The following is a 15309-nucleotide window of genomic DNA, read 5'->3' as shown; positions in this document are numbered from 1 at the left end:
ATCCGATGCCGCTGCAGAAGCTCACAATGTGTTAACAAGGTCGCCGCATATGGTTAACCAAAGTTTGAGACGCGTAAGGGGCAGGCGATGAGTGGCGAGACCAGGGACTATTTCATCGCCGGCACCCGCTTCGAGGCCCCTCCGCTGGCGGCTGGCCTTTATGTCGTGGCCACGCCCATCGGCAATCTGCGCGACATCACCCTGCGAGCGCTCGAAACGCTGGCGGCAGCAGAGCTGGTACTATGCGAGGACACGCGCACCTCGGCCAAGCTGCTCGACCATTACGGTATCAAAGGCCGGCGCCAGGCCCTGCATGAGCACAATGAACGCGACAAGGCTGAGGACATCGCGGCGCGCGTGGCGGCCGGGGCCAGCATTGCGCTGATCTCCGATGCGGGCACGCCGTTGCTGTCCGATCCGGGTTTTCCGCTGATCCGGGCGCTGGCGGAACAGAACCTGCCGGTCTTTCCCATTCCCGGTGCCTCGGCCTTGTTATCGGCACTGGTGGTTGCGGGCCTGCCGACGGACGCCTTTGTCTTCCATGGTTTCCTGCCACCCAAGGCGGGGGCCCGAACCAATGCGCTGGAAAAACTCAAGGATTCACGTGAAACGCTGGTATTCTACGAATCGCCCCGGCGTCTTGCCGCCTGCCTTGCCGGCATGGCCGAAGTGCTGGGCGACCGGCAGGCGGCGGTTTCGCTCGAATTGACCAAGCGCTTCGAGCGCACCTTCCGGGGCCCGCTCGCCGCATTGGCAGAACAGTTCAGCGCGGAGAGCACCAAGGGTGAGGCTGTCATCGTGGTGGCCGGCGCCGCCGAGCCCGCCGCGCCCGACACCGCTGATTGGCAGGCGGCACTGGTCGAAGCCATGTCTGAGCAACCGCTGCGCGCCGCGGTCGATGAGATTGCCGCGCGCTTCAGCCTCAAGCGCAAGGAAGTCTATGATGCCGCGCTCGCCCTCAAGAACGCCCAGTAGGAAGCGGGTCAAGGCCGAGCGCCGCGGCCATCGCGGCGAAGCGCTGGCGGCGCTGTTCCTGCAATTCAAATTCTATCGGTTGCGCGACCGTCGCGTCAAAACGCCAGTGGGCGAAATCGACCTGGTGGTCGAAAAGGGTGGCACTATCGCCTTTGTCGAGGTCAAGGCACGCGCCCGGGACGCTGACGAATTTCTTACCCATGCCGCCGTCAATCGTCAGCGGATCACGCGTGCCGCACAATATTGGCTCGTCCGACACCCGGCGGAAAGCGGCAAGGATTTGCGTTTCGACGTGATTCTGCTTGCACCGGGTCGCTGGCCACGCCATCTCATCAACGCCTTTCCTGCAGCGTGAGAATGACCATGTCGCTTAAAGTCGCCGTCCAGATGGACCATGTCGCAACCATCAACCCGACCGGCGATTCGACCTTCGCCATGATGCTCGAGGCGCAGGCGCGCGGGCATGAGCTGCTGCATTACACACCCGATACGCTCTCGCTCAAGGGCGATTTGGTGAGCGCGCTGGCCCAGCCGATCACGGTGACCGACGCAGAAAAAGGCAAGCACTTCACCCTGGGTGAAGCGGCGCGGGTGGATCTTTCCACCCAGGACGTGGTGCTGATGCGCCAGGACCCGCCCTTCGACATGAACTATATCACGCTCACCCATCTGCTCGAGCGCATCCATCCCAAGACCCTGGTGGTCAATCCGCCCGCCGCGGTGCGCAATGCCCCCGAAAAGATCCTCGTCACCGATTTCCCCGAACTGATGCCGCCCACGCTGGTGACGCGCGACCGGTCCGAAATCCAGGCCTTCCGGCGCGAGCACGGCAATATCATCGTCAAGCCGCTATACGGAAATGGCGGGGCCGGCGTGTTCTTCATCCAAGAAGGCGACCACAATCTGGCCAGCCTGCTCGAATTGTTCGAGCAGAACTATCGCGAACCCTTCATGGTGCAGCGCTACCTCCCCGATGTGCGCCAGGGCGACAAGCGCATCATCATCATCGATGGCGAACCGGTCATGGGCCTTAATCGCATCCCGGCCGACGGCGAGGCGCGCTCCAACATGCATGTCGGCGGACGCCCGGAACTCTCTCCGCTCACCGAGCGCGAACAGGAAATCTGCGCTGCTATCGCCACGGCGCTCAAGGAGCGGGACATGATCTTTGTCGGCATTGACGTGATCGGCGGCTATCTCACCGAGATCAACGTCACCTCCCCCACCGGTATCCGCGAAATCAAGCGCTTCGGCGGCCCCGACATTGCCGTTCTGATCTGGGACGCGATCGAGAAGCGACGGGCGTAGCGCCGGTTTGTTCCGGCAACCATTCACCTGTTGAACGACATCGAAACAGGAGGCCGAATCGATGTCAAAGCCGGTCGTCTACACAGATCATGCAAACACCGTGTTGCTTGAACGTGGCCTGAATCCCGCCTGGGTCGAAAGAGTTCTTCGCGAACCGCAGTGGATTGAACCGGACCGCATCGACCCGGCCGTGGTTCGCTACTTTGGCGCCGTGCCGGAACGCGATGGCCGCTATCTTCGTGCTGCCGCAGTGGAAACGCCCGTCAATTTCCGTATAGTATCTGTGTTTCTGGATCGCCGTGCGAGGCCAAAATGAACAAGCCGACAGTGGCGTATGACCCGGAGGCGGATGCCGCCTATATTCGCTTCTCTTCCGGCCTGGTCGAAGAGAGTGAAGAAGTCTCGCCCGGCATTGTCCTTGACTATGACAAAGAGGGGCACATTGTCGGCATGGAAGTGCTGCAGGCCCGTAAACAATTGCCCCCCGACATGCTGGTTGAGGCCGCCTGACACATTTGCTCCAGCCAGCAAAATGCCCTAGTGCTGTCGCCTGGGCTGGGGAGCTTGCATGAACACCTTTCTCGTCGCATTCGCTACGCTGTTCGCCACTGTGGGCGTGGCCGACATCGCCTTCATTTTTGCCGCCCTGACCAAGGACAATTCCCCGGCCCAGCGCCGCATCTTCGCCACGCGTGGCGTGCTGGTGGCGCTGGCCATCCTTCTGTTCTTTGCCGTCTTGGGCAATGCCATCCTTGATATCTTCGGCATCACCATTCCCGCACTGCGCACCGCTGGCGGCGTCCTGCTGCTGCTGATCGCCATCGACATGGTCTTTGCCCGCCATTCAGGCGGCACCGGCACCACCGATGAAGAAGAGCGCGAAGCGCGCCAGAGCCAGGATATTTCGGTCTTTCCCCTCGCCATGCCCCTGATGGCCGGGCCCGGCGCGATTTCCGCGGTCATCCTGCTGACCACCGGCGCCAAATCCGACCTCGAATTCTGGCTGGTGCTGGCGGCCATCGTGGTCATTCTGGCGCTATGCTGGCTGACCCTGCTCATTGCCATACCGATCCAGCGTCTGCTGGGGTTGACCGGACTGTCCGTAGTCTCGCGCGTTGTCGGCATCCTGCTTGCGGCTCTTGCCGTGCAGTTCGTATTTGATGGCATAAAGACCAGCGGCCTGCTGGGCGGCTAATCCGAAAATTTTCTGAAAATTGTCAGCGTTAAGCAAGTCTTAACGCTGTTCTTGCGTACGCGGGCTTCCGGACGCAGAACTATGCGCAGCATTAACCCTTGGGGATTTTGCCATATGCGGCTCGCTGCTGCTCTTGTTCTGCTGATCTTCGCCATCATGGCCACCAGCGTGGCCGGAACGGGCTCTGCCCGCTCCGAGATGCTGACCCCGATCTCCGCCGCGCTTTAGCGGGCGGTATTGAGGGGCCGGCTCTGGTCTTGGGGCGTTTTTCCCACGCCAAAGGCATCGACGCGCCCCACCGGCGCGTCCACCAACTGATCGAGCGGGAAACCGCCCGGCGACCCAACCGGGCCACTGGCCGTCACCAGATCACTGGCGCGCTCCGGCACCCGGCCCAGCGGCATGACGGCGCCGGCGACTTCAAGCAGACGGATCTGGCCCAGACCCTGGAAGGGCGGGCGCAGCATGGCGCCGGCATCGGTGCCCTGCAGCGGGTCGGCCACGGCCACACTCACGCGTCCCCCGCGATAGAAATTGCGCATCGACTGGCTGATATAGAAGGCCAGCTTGTCCGAGCCCGCCGAGGAAAAATGGATGCCGTCATCCTTGCGCATCAACGCATTCTGCCCGTTCACATCGGGGCCATAGGCGGCGTATTTCCCCTCAGCATCGGCAAAGCGCTCGAAAATGTCGAGATATTCCGCGCCGCCGGAAAAGGCCGCCAGCCGGTGCAGCGCACTGATCTGGCTGATAGCGGCTGAATACTGGCTGCGCGACATGGGTGGCAGCCCCATCCAGATCACTGGTTTTCGCGCCGCGCGCAACTGGCTGAGAAATTCATTGAGCCGGGCCTGATAGGCGCTGGTCCAACCCTCGCTCAGCGGTGCGTAGGACTGACCATTGGCGTTGATGGCCTGGTTATCATTGATGCCGATGATGACCACGGCCAGATCGAAGCTGTCGGCGGCAATCTGTTCGGCCAGCGCTGCGTTCCAGTCGAAATAGTCGTCGCGCACGAAGCCGGAGGAACTGACGCCCTGCCCTATGACCACCAGATTGGGGTCCTCGGCATAAAACCGCTCAAGCGCTCGGGCAAGATCAATGGCCAGCGAATCGCCAAAGACCGCCAGCCGCGTCGCGTCCTCCGCCTTGTCGATGGCCGGCTTGGGCGGCGGCAGGGCTGGAGCTGGAGCAGGCTTTGGCGCGGCCTGCTGAGGGCGTGGCCGGGTTTGCTGGACCTGTGGCGCTGGCGCGGGTTCTTCGCCGAACAGCAAGTCGAACAGGGTGCGGCGTCGCGGCTGTTCGCTCTGCGCAACCTCCATGCGCTCGCCGACGACGCTCTGGGCCAGCGCCGGACCGGGATCGATCAGGGCCAGTATGCCAACCAATATGCAGAGGATCAGCCGTTTCATGTGGGGGTCCGATAAGCGCTATGTCCGCCTTTTATCACTGCCGCCACCGCCTGGCCACGGCGCTCCCCATCCCGTTATCGGGTGGCGGCGCTGAGTGCTTCATAGGCCGCACGGGTGACAAAGCCATCAGCGACCTCGCCGCGCTGCGCCTGGAAACGCGCGTAGGCGGCCTGGGTGATGGGACCGATCCGTCCATCCACCGCGCCGTCATAATGGCCCAGTTGTTTAAGCGCCTGCTGAATGGCCTGGCGCTGGGCGAGATTGGGAAACTGCGTCTGGCGCGGCCAGGGCGTAACATAGGGCCCGCCGCCCTTAAGTCGGTCCGTCAGATGCGCTACCGCCATGGCGTAGCTGTCAGAGAAATTATAGCCTTTGAACACCAGGTAATTGGTGGTCATCAGGAATTTCGGGCCGTCTTTTCCCGCAGGCACATAAAGAAAGACCGGCGTCGAGAGGTCAGCAAACTGCCGACCGGCGACGCGAGATATGCCGCGCTCGGCAAAGAAGGATATCGGCCGCAACTGCTCGCGGCTGGCCAGCAGATAGTCGAAACTCTGCGGCACCAGGACCTCAAAGCCCCAATCGAGCCCGGGTTGATAGCCCAGGCGCCGAAGATAGACGGCACTGGTGGCTAGCGCATCGGGCAGGGAATTATGCAGGTCGACGCGCCCATCGCCGTCTCCGTCGGTGCTATGGGCCAGCACATTGGACGGATTGACCTGCAAATGGCCGATGGCCCCAGCCCAGGAGCCGACGGGTGACACCCCATTATTGGCCGCCGTCAGTTTCAGCGCGGCGAAGAAATCGGCCTTGTCTTCGGCAAAGCGGCTGCGGCGCTGCCAGGCAACCGTGGCCAGCGAGCGGACGATGGGCCGGATGAGGCTGTCATTGGAGAGTACGGCGCCATAGTCGGTCTCCATGCCCCAGATGGCGCCGAGCACATAGGGGTCGACGCCATAGGCCCGCCCGATTGCCGCAAACAGATCCGCATGGCGCGCCATGGCCGCCTTGCCGCGTTCGATACGGCCCGCCGAGATGCGGCGGTCGAGATAGTCCCAGATCGGGGTGGTGAACTCGGGCTGGGTCTCGACCAGGTTCGGAACCCGCGGATCCGGGGTCAGGTTCTGTGTTATGGCGTCATAGGAGCCAGCATTGACGCCTGCTGCCACCGCCTCGTGGCGAAGATCGCGCAGGAAGGCGTCAAAGCTTTCCGCTGGCTGGGCCAGGATTGGCGCGGCCAGAGCCAGCCAGATCAGCGCCACGAGCCGGATGAACATGGGTTTGGTTCCTCAGCGATTGCGGGTCATCAGATGCCGTTCCCAATTGAACGCGGTGTCGACGATCTCTTCAAGATCGTCATGCTGCGGCACCCAGCCCAGCATCTTCCGCACCTTCTCGCCCGTGGCAGTGATCGAGGCCGGATCGCCGGCCCGGCGTGGCCCCTCATCGGCGCGCAGGTCGACGCCGGACACCCGGCGCACCGTGTCCACCACTTCACGCACCGAATAGCCGCGGCCATAGGCGCAATTGAGCGTGCTGCTCTCCCCGCCCTTGCGCAAATGCTTGAGCAACAGGGCGTGGGCGGCGATCAGGTCGGTGACATGGATATAGTCGCGCACGCAGGTGCCGTCCGGCGTCTCGTAATCGGTGCCGAAGATATCCATCTTCTCTCGCTGGCCCAGCGCGGTCTGGCAAGCCACCTTGATCAGATGGGTGGCCTCGGGGGTCGACTGGCCCGAGCGCTTGCCCGGATCGGCTCCGGCGACGTTGAAATAGCGCAGAACCCCATAGGTGATCGGATGGGCCGCCGCTACGTCGGCCAGCATCCACTCGGTCATCAGTTTTGAGCGGCCATAGGGAGACATGGGGTTGAGTGGCGTGTCTTCGACCACGGGCGCCAGCCCGGTCATGCCATAGACCGCGGCGGTGGAGGAAAAGATGAAATGCTTGACCCCGCCCTTGACGGCGGCCTCGATCAGATTGCGGGACGTGGCGGTATTGTTGGCGTAGTATTTGAGCGGATTGGAGACCGACTCGGGAACCACGATCGAACCGGCGAAGTGGATGATCTCGGTAATGCGATGCTTCTCGATCAGCCTGAGCACCAGATCGATGTCCCCAGCGTTGCCAGTTTCAAAAATGGCCCGCCCGTCAATGGCCCAGTCGAAGCCGGTGACGAGATTGTCGAGGACCACAACCTGCTCGCCGGCATCGGCAAGATTGAGCACCATATGGCTGCCGATATAGCCGGCGCCCCCGGTAACCAACACACTCATTTAAGCTAACTCCCGGCATCGCAACGCTATTTGGTTGCAACAATATGTGGCAGATGTTGATTTAGCTTTTACGTCACCTACCCTTCCAATGCCACCGAGGAGAGCCTTGCGTGTCCAAACGAGTTCGAACAGCGGTGTTTCCGGTTGCGGGGCTGGGAACCCGTTTTCTGCCCGCCACCAAGGCGATGCCCAAGGAAATGCTGACGGTCGTAGACCGGCCGCTGATCCAGTATGCCGTCGATGAGGCGCGCGAAGCCGGGATCGAGCACTTTGTCTTCGTCACCGGTCGCAACAAGGGTGTCATCGAGGATCACTTCGACAAGCAGTTCGAACTGGAAGCAACGCTGGAGGCCCGTGGCAAGTCAGCGGCGCTTGAGGAGTTGCAGCAGGACCTGCCCTCGGCCGGTCGCACCAGCTTCACCCGTCAGCAGGAACCGCTGGGCCTGGGTCATGCGGTCTGGTGCGCCCGGGACATCGTGGGCGACCAGCCCTTCGCGCTGCTGCTGCCCGACATGATTTTCCAGGCCAGGCCGGGCGTGCTCAAGCAGATGATGGATGCCTATGAAGAGCGGCCGGGCAATATTATCGGGGTCGAGGAATGCGCCTGGGAGGATGTGTCCTCCTATGGCGTGGTGGTGCGCGGCGAGGGTCCGGACACCGGTTTTGCCATCGATGGCATGGTGGAAAAGCCCCAGCGTGACGAGGCGCCATCGAACCTGTTCATTTCCGGGCGCTATATCCTGCAGCCGGAAATCTTCGCGCTCCTGGCCGAGCAGACCAAGGGCGCGGGCGGGGAAATCCAGCTCACCGATGCCATGCAGACGCTGATGAGCCAGCAGCCTTTCACCGGAGTGAAATACCAGGGCAAGGTCTATGATTGCGGCTCCAAGCTGGGCTTTCTGACCGCCAATGTGGTCTTTGCCCTGGACCGCCCCGACATCCGCCCCGGCTTCATCGAGGAACTGAGAAAGCTCGATCTCGAAGATCAGCTCTGATCACAGCCCTTAGCGCCGAACCGTCACGCCCACGCTGACGGTGTGGCTGTCCAAAGTGCCCGAGGCGCTGTTGTTGCGGTGCGCATAGGCATAGTCGGCGGAGATCGCGGTATGGCGGCTGAACCGGTAGTCGGCGCCGAAGCCTGCCCCATGTCGCGTCTCGGTTTCGCTGCTGCCTTCGAGCCAGGAGCGCCCCCATTCTGCCGAGGTGCGCAGGCGCAACCAGGAATTGACGGTGTAGTCGGCACTGGTCGTTGCCCGGTGTGCCACCCGCGCCGTGCCCCCGCTATCGGCTCCCGTCGGCTCCACGGTGGTGGCCAGTGACGCGGTCAGATTGAGGGTCGGGTCAGGGGAATAGGTCACGCTGGCGTCATAGAGCCGCGCGGTGATATCGGCCAGGCTGGCGTCGTCGAAGTCGTGTTGCGCGACACCGACCGCGGCGCTGGCGCTAAAGAGCCCGTTCCAACTGCCAGCAAGGCCGGCCCGCAGTGTTCGGCTCGTGGCATCGGGTATAATGCCGCCCGTACCGGGGCGGTCGAACCAGTCCCGGCCCAGGCCCACTTCGCCGAAGACCTCGATGATCGGGGTCGCTTGGAGGCCCAGGCGCAGCGTGGTGTCGCCTTCCCACACATTCTGGTTTGAATTGTCGGTATTGCCGGTATCGGTCCGGATCGTCGGGCCGTAGACCGTGCGCGCAAGGGCGCCGCTGAGGCCCAGATTGAACTTTCCGAATTGACGCTCGATCGTTCCGTCCATAGCGCCGGTGACACTCAGCGCCGGATCGGTAATCAGGGGATCGAGCCCCGGCGTGGAGGGCAGATCGCGCGACAATTTGAGGGTCGCTCCGGCACTGGCCGTTGTGTCGCGATCCAGCTGCGTGGTGCCGGACAAGTCCAGGTTGAGGCGGGTAACGCCCAAAGTGCCATCATTGTCACGGGCCAGTTCAGCATCGCCCTCGAGCATCAGATCGGTGCGCACCCCCTGATGGGTTGCCGAAACAGCCGGATTGAGCGTCGTCACGAAACGATTGCCGCCTGTTGTCTGGCTGTAGCTGCCTTTAAGGCCGAGTGACCAGTCGATCTCGACCGGCGGGTGGCCCGGTTCGCTGGGCGGGGCAAACTCCTGCGGCACGGGCGCTGACGGATAGATGCCGGGCGCCAGCCGCGCCTCGACAAGCGCCTCCTCATCGATGATGAGCGGCTCGGCCAGCGCTGTGCCCGTGAGCAGACCGCTCGTCAGCAGAACACGCAACGCTATGAGGTTTCGCCGGGCCAAGTCCCGCTCCGCAGATCTAGCCGGCAGACAAGTTGAGGCCGGTACAGGCCCCAGGGGCCGGAACCCCGATCCTTGCAGCTTATGGTTAATGAACTCTTGCGCAGAACTGCCTAGAGCCCGCTGAAAAGATCGGCCTGGGCTAGACCGGTTCGATTGTCAGCACGGCGCCATCGGCCCCGGTGATCCGTACGCGCTGCCCGGCGGGCAGGTCCGGGCCGCGCACGCGCCACTTGGTGTCGTCCAGCGTCAATCTGCCAAAGCCCTCTACGATGGGTTGGTCGAGCACCGCTTCGCGCCCCACGAGGCGTTCAGTGCGCCGATTGAGCAGTGGCCGGTCGGATTGCGCGGCCCGATGGCGCATCAAACGGATCCAGATCAGGATCGAAACCAGTGAGAGCACCCCGAAGATCAGCCATTGCACCGGCCAGGCCAGTGGTTGAAACAAGGTGATGATGCCGGTCAATATGCCCGCGATGCCCATCCAGAGCAGGAAGCCGCCGGGCAGCACCAGTTCGAGCGCCAGAAGGATCAGGCCGCCAACGATCCAGCTCCAGGGTCCGTTTTCGACCAGGAAATTGACGATCTCCATAACGCGCTCCCGTCAGTCCTGCGCGGGAGACGGCGCTGCGGACGGTGCGCTGGCGGGCGGGCGGCTGGTTGCGCGCGGCTGCACCGGCTTTTCCGCGCCAAAGGTTTCCCGGGCAATCTCGGCAATGCCGCCAATGGCCCCGATCACGCTGGACGCTTCGACGGGCAGCATCAGCAGCTTCTGGTTGGGCGAAGTGGCCACTTTTTCCAGCGCCTTGATGTAGTTATTGGCCACGAAATAGTTGATTGCCTGCACATTGCCCGCGGCAATGGCTTCGGACACCAATTGAGTGGCCTTGGCTTCGGCCTCTGCGGCGCGCTCGCGGGCCTCGGCGTCGCGGAAGGCGGCTTCGCGGCGGCCCTCGGCCTCCAGCACCTGGGCCTGCTTTTCGCCCTCGGCCTTGAGAATGGCGGCCTGCCGCCGGCCTTCGGCTTCCAGAATTGTGGCGCGTTTCTCTCGCTCGGCTTTCATCTGCCGGCCCATCGAATCCACCAGGTCACTGGGCGGGTCGATATCCTTGATTTCGATACGGGTGATTTTGACACCCCAGGGCGAGACAGCCGCATCGACCACCCGCAATACGCGGTCATTGATCTCGTCGCGATTGGAGAGCAGGGAATCGAGGTCCATCGAGCCCATGACCGAGCGGATATTGGTCATGGTCAGGTTCAGAATGGCGTGTTCTAGATTGGTCACTTCATAGGCGGCCGAGGCGGCATCCAGAATCTGGTAGAAGGTCACGCCATTGGCGGTCACTGTCGCATTATCGCGCGTGATGACCTCCTGGTGCGGAACGTCCAGCACCTGCTCCATGACGTTGATCCTCTTGCCGATCACATCGATGAACGGGACGATCAGATTGAGGCCGGGCTTGAGTGTACGGGTATATCTGCCGAACCGCTCAATGGTGAAATTATAGCCCTGCGGCACGGTCTTGGCGCCGGCAAACAGCACCAGCACCAGCAATATGCCTAGCCCGATCAGCGTGATGCTGAGACCGTCCAGCCCCAAATCATTGAGAAAGCCCATCGGCCCAGCCCTCCATGCCCAACTCGCCGCGCAACTTTATGCGGCGACAAGCCGGTTGGGTAGCGCCAAATCGCCCCCTATTTTGAGGGCAGACAGCGTCCGGTTGCCCGCAGCGCGGCAATGGCGCGCGGATCGCAGCCGGTATGCAGGAACATCAGCCAGTCCTCGGTGCTGCCGTAGAACGCGTTCCGGTCGACTTCGCCGCGCACGCCCGGCACCACGCCGGTCTGGGTATATTGCCAGAAGGTCCAGGGCCGGTTCTCATAGCGCTCATGCGGCTCGGCGGCGGTCGAACGCAGCCAGAAGGCATTGGGGAAATATTCGCCGGCCAGAATGTCGCGATGGAAATTCATGTCTGTATAGATGATCGGCAGCTTGCCGCTATGGCGTTCCATGACGTCGAGCATCAGCCGGATCTTCTCCAGTGCGTCAGCCTTGCTCGGTTTGACCTTGCAGCTTGAGTGATTGTTCCATTCCAGATCCAGCACCGGTGGCAGGGCGCTTGGATCATAGGGCACGTTCTGGGTGAACCAGGCCGCCTGCTCTGAGGCCAGCGAACACCAGGTCATGAAGTGATAGGCGCCGCGCGGCATGCCCGCATCGCGCGCCCGCTGCCAGTTGAGGCGGAAATTGGGGTCGATATAGTCCTTGCCCTCGGTGGCTTTCATGAAGACGAAATGCGTGCCGGCCGCACGCGCCCGGGCAAAATCGACATTCTCCTGATAGCGCGCCACGTCGATCCCTTGGATGGGCATGCCGCGCGCCCGGTCCACGCCCGAATGGGGGCGGTTATCACCAGGAATGGCGCTGTAAAGCCCGCCCATGCTGCCGCAGGCGGCCAGAGCAACCACGGCAAGGCTCATGACGGCGCCACGCAGAAGGGCGGAGGCAGAGCGGCGGACAGACGAAGCCATGACAAGGAACACTCAAATGCAACAACAATTGCTATTTGATTCAACATGCTCCGGTTAATGGAGATTTAGGGTAACCAGTGTGGCAGCCAGCATGGTTAACGAGCCATCTTTCGTTCGCTCTTCGTTCTTGCTGGGCGGTTAACGATCTGCTAGCGTCAGGTCCGGCAATTGGGGGCAAAGCCGATGGTCACGCGCGTAACGACTGTGGCGTTTCAGGGCATTGAGGCCGTTCCGGTCGATGTTCAGGCCCATATCGCGCCCGGTTTTCCCGCCCTCGTGCTGGTCGGCCTGCCCGACAAGGCGGTGCGCGAAAGCGGCGAGCGGGTCCGCGCCGCCTTGACCGCCTCGGGGCTTGGCCTGCCGCCCAAGCGCATCACCATCAATCTGGCTCCAGCCGACCTGCCCAAGGAAGGCAGCCATTATGACCTGCCCATCGCCTTGGCACTGATGGGCGCGCTGGGCGCCATTCCACAGGATGCGCTGGAGAATTTTGTGGCACTGGGCGAACTGGGGCTCGACGGGCGCCTGGCCCATGTCGGCGGTGTTCTGCCCGCCGCCATGGCTGCAAGCGCCAAGGGCATGGGGATTATCTGTCCCAAGCGCTCGGGCGCCGAAGCGGCCTGGGCCGGGGAAGACGTCGACATCATCGCCGCTGATAGCCTCATCGCGCTGGTCAATCATCTCACCGGTCATCAACTGCAGGCCCGGCCGCAGCCTGGCCGGCAATTGGCGGCGCCGGGCGATTTGCCCGATCTTGTCGATGTGCGCGGCCAGGCAGTGGCGCGGCGCGCGCTCGAAGTCGCCGCGGCCGGCGGGCACAACATGCTCATGGTCGGCCCGCCTGGCGCGGGCAAATCCATGCTGGCCGCGCGCCTGCCGTCCATTTTGCCGCCGCTCTCGGCCCGCGAACTGCTCGATATATCCATGATCCAGTCCATAGCCGGCGAATTGGCGGGTGGCGCGCTGTCCGATCGCCGGCCCTTCCGGGCGCCACATCACTCGGCCTCCATGGCGGCGCTGGTGGGCGGCGGCCTCAAGGTCCGCCCCGGCGAAGCCAGTCTGGCGCATAATGGCGTGCTGTTCCTCGACGAACTGCCCGAATTCGCCCCCAATGTGCTCGACAGCCTGCGCCAGCCGCTCGAAAGCGGTGAAACGGTGATCGCCCGGGCCAATGCGCGCGTGGCCTATCCCTCGCGCTTCCAGCTCATCGCCGCCATGAACCCCTGCAAATGCGGCATGGCGGGCACGCCGGGCCATAGCTGCAAGCGTGGCGCTGCCTGCGCGGGCGACTATCAGGCGCGGGTTTCCGGCCCCTTTCTTGACCGCATCGATATCCGTATTGATGTGCCGGCGGTCAGTGCGGCCGACATGATCTCCTCTGCCGGACCGGCCGAAAGCTCGGCCGATGTAGCCAAACGCGTGGCCGCCGCGCGCGAAAAGCAGCGGCAGCGCTATGCCGATGCGGGGCATGGCCATGTTCTGACCAATGCGGCCGCACCGGCTTCGCTCATCGAAAAACTGGTCGCGCCCGACCGGGAGAGCCAGTCCTTGCTGCTGCAGGCCGCCGAGCGGTTCAACCTCTCTGCGCGCGCCTATCATCGCGTGCTCAAGGTTGCCCGCACCCTTGCCGATCTGGCGGGGTCCGATAAGGTGGCGCGGCCTCACATTGCCGAGGCCCTGAGCTACCGGCTCAGTTTCGGTGCAGCCTGAACGGACCGAGCATGAAACACCGCATTTCCGCCGGCGTTCTGGCGCTGCGAGGCGACCGGATCCTTCTGGTTCGGCACTATCGTGCCGGCGTGCACGACTTCTGGGCCGGACCAGGTGGTGGCGTGGAGGGGAATGAAGAGCTGCACGAAGCCGCTGAACGCGAGGCCTTTGAAGAGGCCGGCATCCGCGTCAAGACGCGCGCCTTGGCCTATATCGACGAACTGGTCGATGATTGGGGCCGCATCGTCAAATTCTGGTTCCTCGCCGACTATATTTCGGGCGAGATCGATGTTTCGGCCAATCCTGCCGAGGCTGAGTCCATCAGCGAAGCGGGTTGGTTTGCACGCGAGTCCCTGCCTTCGGGCCATGTCTTCCCCGAAGTCCTGCGCGACCGCTTCTGGGACGAGCTGGAAACCGGCTTTCCGGCCTCGATCAAGCTGCCGCTGAGGCAGTCAATCTTCTGAGCTCTGTGCATAAGTCTGTGGACAAATGTTCCACGTGAATCACGCTCAGCTCACCCGGCGATAGCCCCCCGGCACCCCTTCCGGCGAAAGCACGATCTGCCAGAGATTGATCTGCCGGGCGCGGAACAGGGCAGCAAACACCGAGAGATAATAGCGCCACATACGGCGGAAGCGTTCGTCATAGCGTTGCGACAGCTCAGGCCAGGCCGCATCGAACCGCGCGCGCCCGGCCATCAGCGTGCGATCATAGTCGGCACCGAAATTGTGCCAATCCTCCATCACGAACAGGTCTTCCACGGCTGCCCCGATCTGGGCAATCGAAGGCAGCATGCCATTCGGAAAGATGTATTTTTCAGCCCAAGGGTCGCCATGGGTAGTCGAAACGTTGCCACCGATGGTGTGCAGCAGGAACAGGCCTTCGGGTTTGAGCAGTGACCGGACTTTTTCGAAAAAGGCGCGGTAATTCTTGTAGCCGACATGTTCGAACATGCCGATCGAGACGATGCGGTCGAACTGACCCTCAAGCGCCATATAGTCCATCAGCCGGGTTTCCACCGGCAGGCCCTGGCCGTGAGCATTGGCATAGTCGGCCTGTTCCTGGCTCACGGTGACGCCGAGCCCGGAAATGCCATAGCGCTCGGCGGCAAAATGCAGGAACCCACCCCAGCCCGAGCCGATATCGAGCACAGCCATGCCCGGCTCCAGCCCCAGCTTGCGGCAGATCAAATCGAGCTTGGCGTCCTGTGCCGCCTCCAGCGTGTCGGCTTGTGCCCAATAGGCGCAGGAATAAATCATGCGCCTGTCCAGCATGGCTGCGTAAAGGTCGTTGTCGAGATCGTAGTGCTTTTCGGCGACCTCGCGCACCCGCAGCCGCTGCATGTTGAGCAGGCGCGCCTTGAGCATACTGGCAATCAGCGGCAGGTCGCGGGGAAAGGCATCCTGGACCCGCGCCGCGGCAAGCTTGAACAACAGCGCGTCCAGCGGTTCGGCATCCCACCAGCCATCCATATAGCTTTCGCCCAGCCCCAGCGTGCCGTCCCGCAACAGGCGGGCGTATAGCCGCTCGTCATGGATGGTGACATCGGCATCCGGGCCAGGTCCGGTGACAATCCCGGCGCGGTCGAGTTGATCCAGAACGAAACGTTTGGCGGCGTACGACATGAGCGA

General features: G+C 62.9%; 17 protein-coding genes. 9 read left to right on the top strand and 8 right to left on the bottom strand.

The window, feature by feature from the left end; genetic code table 11:
* Window positions 1-87 precede the first annotated feature (87 nt).
* The 6 genes from rsmI to ACE4RL_RS02325 all read left to right on the top strand — a co-directional run bounded on the left by rsmI (window position 88) and on the right by ACE4RL_RS02325 (window position 3478).
* Window positions 88-975, top strand: coding sequence for a 16S rRNA (cytidine(1402)-2'-O)-methyltransferase (gene rsmI, locus ACE4RL_RS02350; protein WP_375598930.1), 888 nt, complete (start codon window positions 88-90; stop codon window positions 973-975).
* On the top strand, window positions 944-1330 hold the full coding sequence (locus ACE4RL_RS02345) for a YraN family protein (RefSeq protein ID WP_375598929.1): 387 nt from the start codon (window positions 944-946) through the stop codon (window positions 1328-1330). The genes rsmI and ACE4RL_RS02345 overlap by 32 nt, the downstream gene beginning before the upstream one ends.
* Window positions 1331-1338: 8 nt before the next feature.
* Window positions 1339-2283: a glutathione synthase gene (gene gshB, locus ACE4RL_RS02340; RefSeq protein WP_375598928.1), complete on the top strand. Its 945-nt coding sequence runs from the start codon at window positions 1339-1341 to the stop codon at window positions 2281-2283.
* Between the two features lie 61 nt (window positions 2284-2344).
* A complete protein-coding gene (locus ACE4RL_RS02335; RefSeq protein ID WP_375598927.1) occupies window positions 2345-2599 on the top strand; it encodes a DUF4258 domain-containing protein in 255 nt (84 codons plus the stop codon).
* Window positions 2596-2793, top strand: a complete 198-nt coding sequence (locus ACE4RL_RS02330) for a DUF2283 domain-containing protein (RefSeq protein WP_375598926.1) — start codon at window positions 2596-2598, stop codon at window positions 2791-2793. Before ACE4RL_RS02335 ends, ACE4RL_RS02330 begins: the two co-directional genes overlap by 4 nt.
* A gap of 58 nt (window positions 2794-2851) precedes the next feature.
* Window positions 2852-3478, top strand: a complete 627-nt coding sequence (locus ACE4RL_RS02325) for a MarC family protein (RefSeq protein WP_375598925.1) — start codon at window positions 2852-2854, stop codon at window positions 3476-3478.
* A gap of 224 nt (window positions 3479-3702) precedes the next feature.
* Here ACE4RL_RS02325 and ACE4RL_RS02320 read toward each other — a convergent pair whose 3' ends face one another.
* The 3 genes from ACE4RL_RS02320 to galE form a co-directional block, all read right to left on the bottom strand.
* Window positions 3703-4890: a DUF459 domain-containing protein gene (locus tag ACE4RL_RS02320; RefSeq protein WP_375598924.1), complete on the bottom strand. Its 1188-nt coding sequence runs from the start codon at window positions 4888-4890 to the stop codon at window positions 3703-3705.
* Window positions 4891-4964: 74 nt separating this feature from the next.
* The gene (locus ACE4RL_RS02315; protein WP_375598923.1) at window positions 4965-6167 is read right to left on the bottom strand and encodes a lytic murein transglycosylase; all 1203 of its coding nucleotides are present in this window, start codon (window positions 6165-6167) and stop codon (window positions 4965-4967) included.
* 12 nt (window positions 6168-6179) lie between these two features.
* Window positions 6180-7166, bottom strand: coding sequence for a UDP-glucose 4-epimerase GalE (galE, locus tag ACE4RL_RS02310; protein WP_375598922.1), 987 nt, complete (start codon window positions 7164-7166; stop codon window positions 6180-6182).
* A 110-nt stretch (window positions 7167-7276) separates the two neighbouring features.
* On the opposite strand from galE, the gene galU reads away from it, so the two are divergent.
* Window positions 7277-8161 (top strand): UTP--glucose-1-phosphate uridylyltransferase GalU, encoded by an 885-nt coding sequence (gene galU / locus ACE4RL_RS02305; protein ID WP_375598921.1) that lies wholly within the window; start codon window positions 7277-7279, stop codon window positions 8159-8161.
* Between the two features lie 9 nt (window positions 8162-8170).
* Here the strand turns inward: galU and ACE4RL_RS02300 are convergent, their stop codons facing one another.
* The 4 genes from ACE4RL_RS02300 to ACE4RL_RS02285 all read right to left on the bottom strand — a co-directional run bounded on the left by ACE4RL_RS02300 (window position 8171) and on the right by ACE4RL_RS02285 (window position 11968).
* Entirely contained in the window at window positions 8171-9436 is a 1266-nt protein-coding gene (locus ACE4RL_RS02300) for an outer membrane beta-barrel protein (RefSeq protein ID WP_375598920.1), read from the bottom strand.
* Between the two features lie 139 nt (window positions 9437-9575).
* The gene (locus ACE4RL_RS02295; protein WP_375598919.1) at window positions 9576-10025 is read right to left on the bottom strand and encodes an NfeD family protein; all 450 of its coding nucleotides are present in this window, start codon (window positions 10023-10025) and stop codon (window positions 9576-9578) included.
* 12 nt (window positions 10026-10037) lie between these two features.
* Complete coding sequence (locus tag ACE4RL_RS02290; protein ID WP_375600222.1) at window positions 10038-11030, bottom strand: SPFH domain-containing protein; 993 nt, start codon at window positions 11028-11030, stop codon at window positions 10038-10040.
* Window positions 11031-11131: 101 nt separating this feature from the next.
* Entirely contained in the window at window positions 11132-11968 is an 837-nt protein-coding gene (locus ACE4RL_RS02285; protein ID WP_375598918.1) for a GH25 family lysozyme, read from the bottom strand.
* Window positions 11969-12151: 183 nt separating this feature from the next.
* On the opposite strand from ACE4RL_RS02285, the gene ACE4RL_RS02280 reads away from it, so the two are divergent.
* Together ACE4RL_RS02280 and ACE4RL_RS02275 are read left to right on the top strand one after the other, a co-directional pair.
* Window positions 12152-13678 carry a YifB family Mg chelatase-like AAA ATPase gene (locus tag ACE4RL_RS02280; RefSeq protein WP_375598917.1) on the top strand — a complete coding sequence of 509 codons (1527 nt, stop codon included), beginning with the start codon at window positions 12152-12154 and terminating at the stop codon, window positions 13676-13678.
* Between the two features lie 11 nt (window positions 13679-13689).
* Window positions 13690-14142, top strand: a complete 453-nt coding sequence (locus ACE4RL_RS02275) for an NUDIX domain-containing protein (protein WP_375598916.1) — start codon at window positions 13690-13692, stop codon at window positions 14140-14142.
* A 45-nt stretch (window positions 14143-14187) separates the two neighbouring features.
* Here ACE4RL_RS02275 and cfa read toward each other — a convergent pair whose 3' ends face one another.
* The gene (gene cfa, locus ACE4RL_RS02270) at window positions 14188-15303 is read right to left on the bottom strand and encodes a cyclopropane fatty acyl phospholipid synthase (protein ID WP_375598915.1); all 1116 of its coding nucleotides are present in this window, start codon (window positions 15301-15303) and stop codon (window positions 14188-14190) included.
* Window positions 15304-15309: the final 6 nt, after the last annotated feature.

The organism is Devosia polycyclovorans (genome assembly GCF_042181575.1).
Taxonomy (GTDB): domain Bacteria; phylum Pseudomonadota; class Alphaproteobacteria; order Rhizobiales; family Devosiaceae; genus Devosia; species Devosia polycyclovorans.
Note: the sequence above shows the minus strand (reverse complement) of the source record. Positions and strands in the feature narration are given on the sequence as shown.

What these genes read in the sequence shown, in the direction of transcription:
- rsmI (WP_375598930.1), top strand. Translation starts at nt 88, where the DNA reads ATGAGTGGCGAGACCAGGGACTATTTCATCGCCGGCACCCGCTTCGAG.
- ACE4RL_RS02345 (WP_375598929.1), top strand. Translation starts at nt 944, where the DNA reads ATGCCGCGCTCGCCCTCAAGAACGCCCAGTAGGAAGCGGGTCAAGGCC.
- gshB (WP_375598928.1), top strand. Translation starts at nt 1,339, where the DNA reads ATGTCGCTTAAAGTCGCCGTCCAGATGGACCATGTCGCAACCATCAAC.
- ACE4RL_RS02335 (WP_375598927.1), top strand. Translation starts at nt 2,345, where the DNA reads ATGTCAAAGCCGGTCGTCTACACAGATCATGCAAACACCGTGTTGCTT.
- ACE4RL_RS02330 (WP_375598926.1), top strand. Translation starts at nt 2,596, where the DNA reads ATGAACAAGCCGACAGTGGCGTATGACCCGGAGGCGGATGCCGCCTAT.
- ACE4RL_RS02325 (WP_375598925.1), top strand. Translation starts at nt 2,852, where the DNA reads ATGAACACCTTTCTCGTCGCATTCGCTACGCTGTTCGCCACTGTGGGC.
- ACE4RL_RS02320 (WP_375598924.1), bottom strand. Translation starts at nt 4,890, where the DNA reads ATGAAACGGCTGATCCTCTGCATATTGGTTGGCATACTGGCCCTGATC.
- ACE4RL_RS02315 (WP_375598923.1), bottom strand. Translation starts at nt 6,167, where the DNA reads ATGTTCATCCGGCTCGTGGCGCTGATCTGGCTGGCTCTGGCCGCGCCA.
- galE (WP_375598922.1), bottom strand. Translation starts at nt 7,166, where the DNA reads ATGAGTGTGTTGGTTACCGGGGGCGCCGGCTATATCGGCAGCCATATG.
- ACE4RL_RS02295 (WP_375598919.1), bottom strand. Translation starts at nt 10,025, where the DNA reads ATGGAGATCGTCAATTTCCTGGTCGAAAACGGACCCTGGAGCTGGATC.
- ACE4RL_RS02285 (WP_375598918.1), bottom strand. Translation starts at nt 11,968, where the DNA reads ATGGCTTCGTCTGTCCGCCGCTCTGCCTCCGCCCTTCTGCGTGGCGCC.
- ACE4RL_RS02280 (WP_375598917.1), top strand. Translation starts at nt 12,152, where the DNA reads ATGGTCACGCGCGTAACGACTGTGGCGTTTCAGGGCATTGAGGCCGTT.
- ACE4RL_RS02275 (WP_375598916.1), top strand. Translation starts at nt 13,690, where the DNA reads ATGAAACACCGCATTTCCGCCGGCGTTCTGGCGCTGCGAGGCGACCGG.
- cfa (WP_375598915.1), bottom strand. Translation starts at nt 15,303, where the DNA reads ATGTCGTACGCCGCCAAACGTTTCGTTCTGGATCAACTCGACCGCGCC.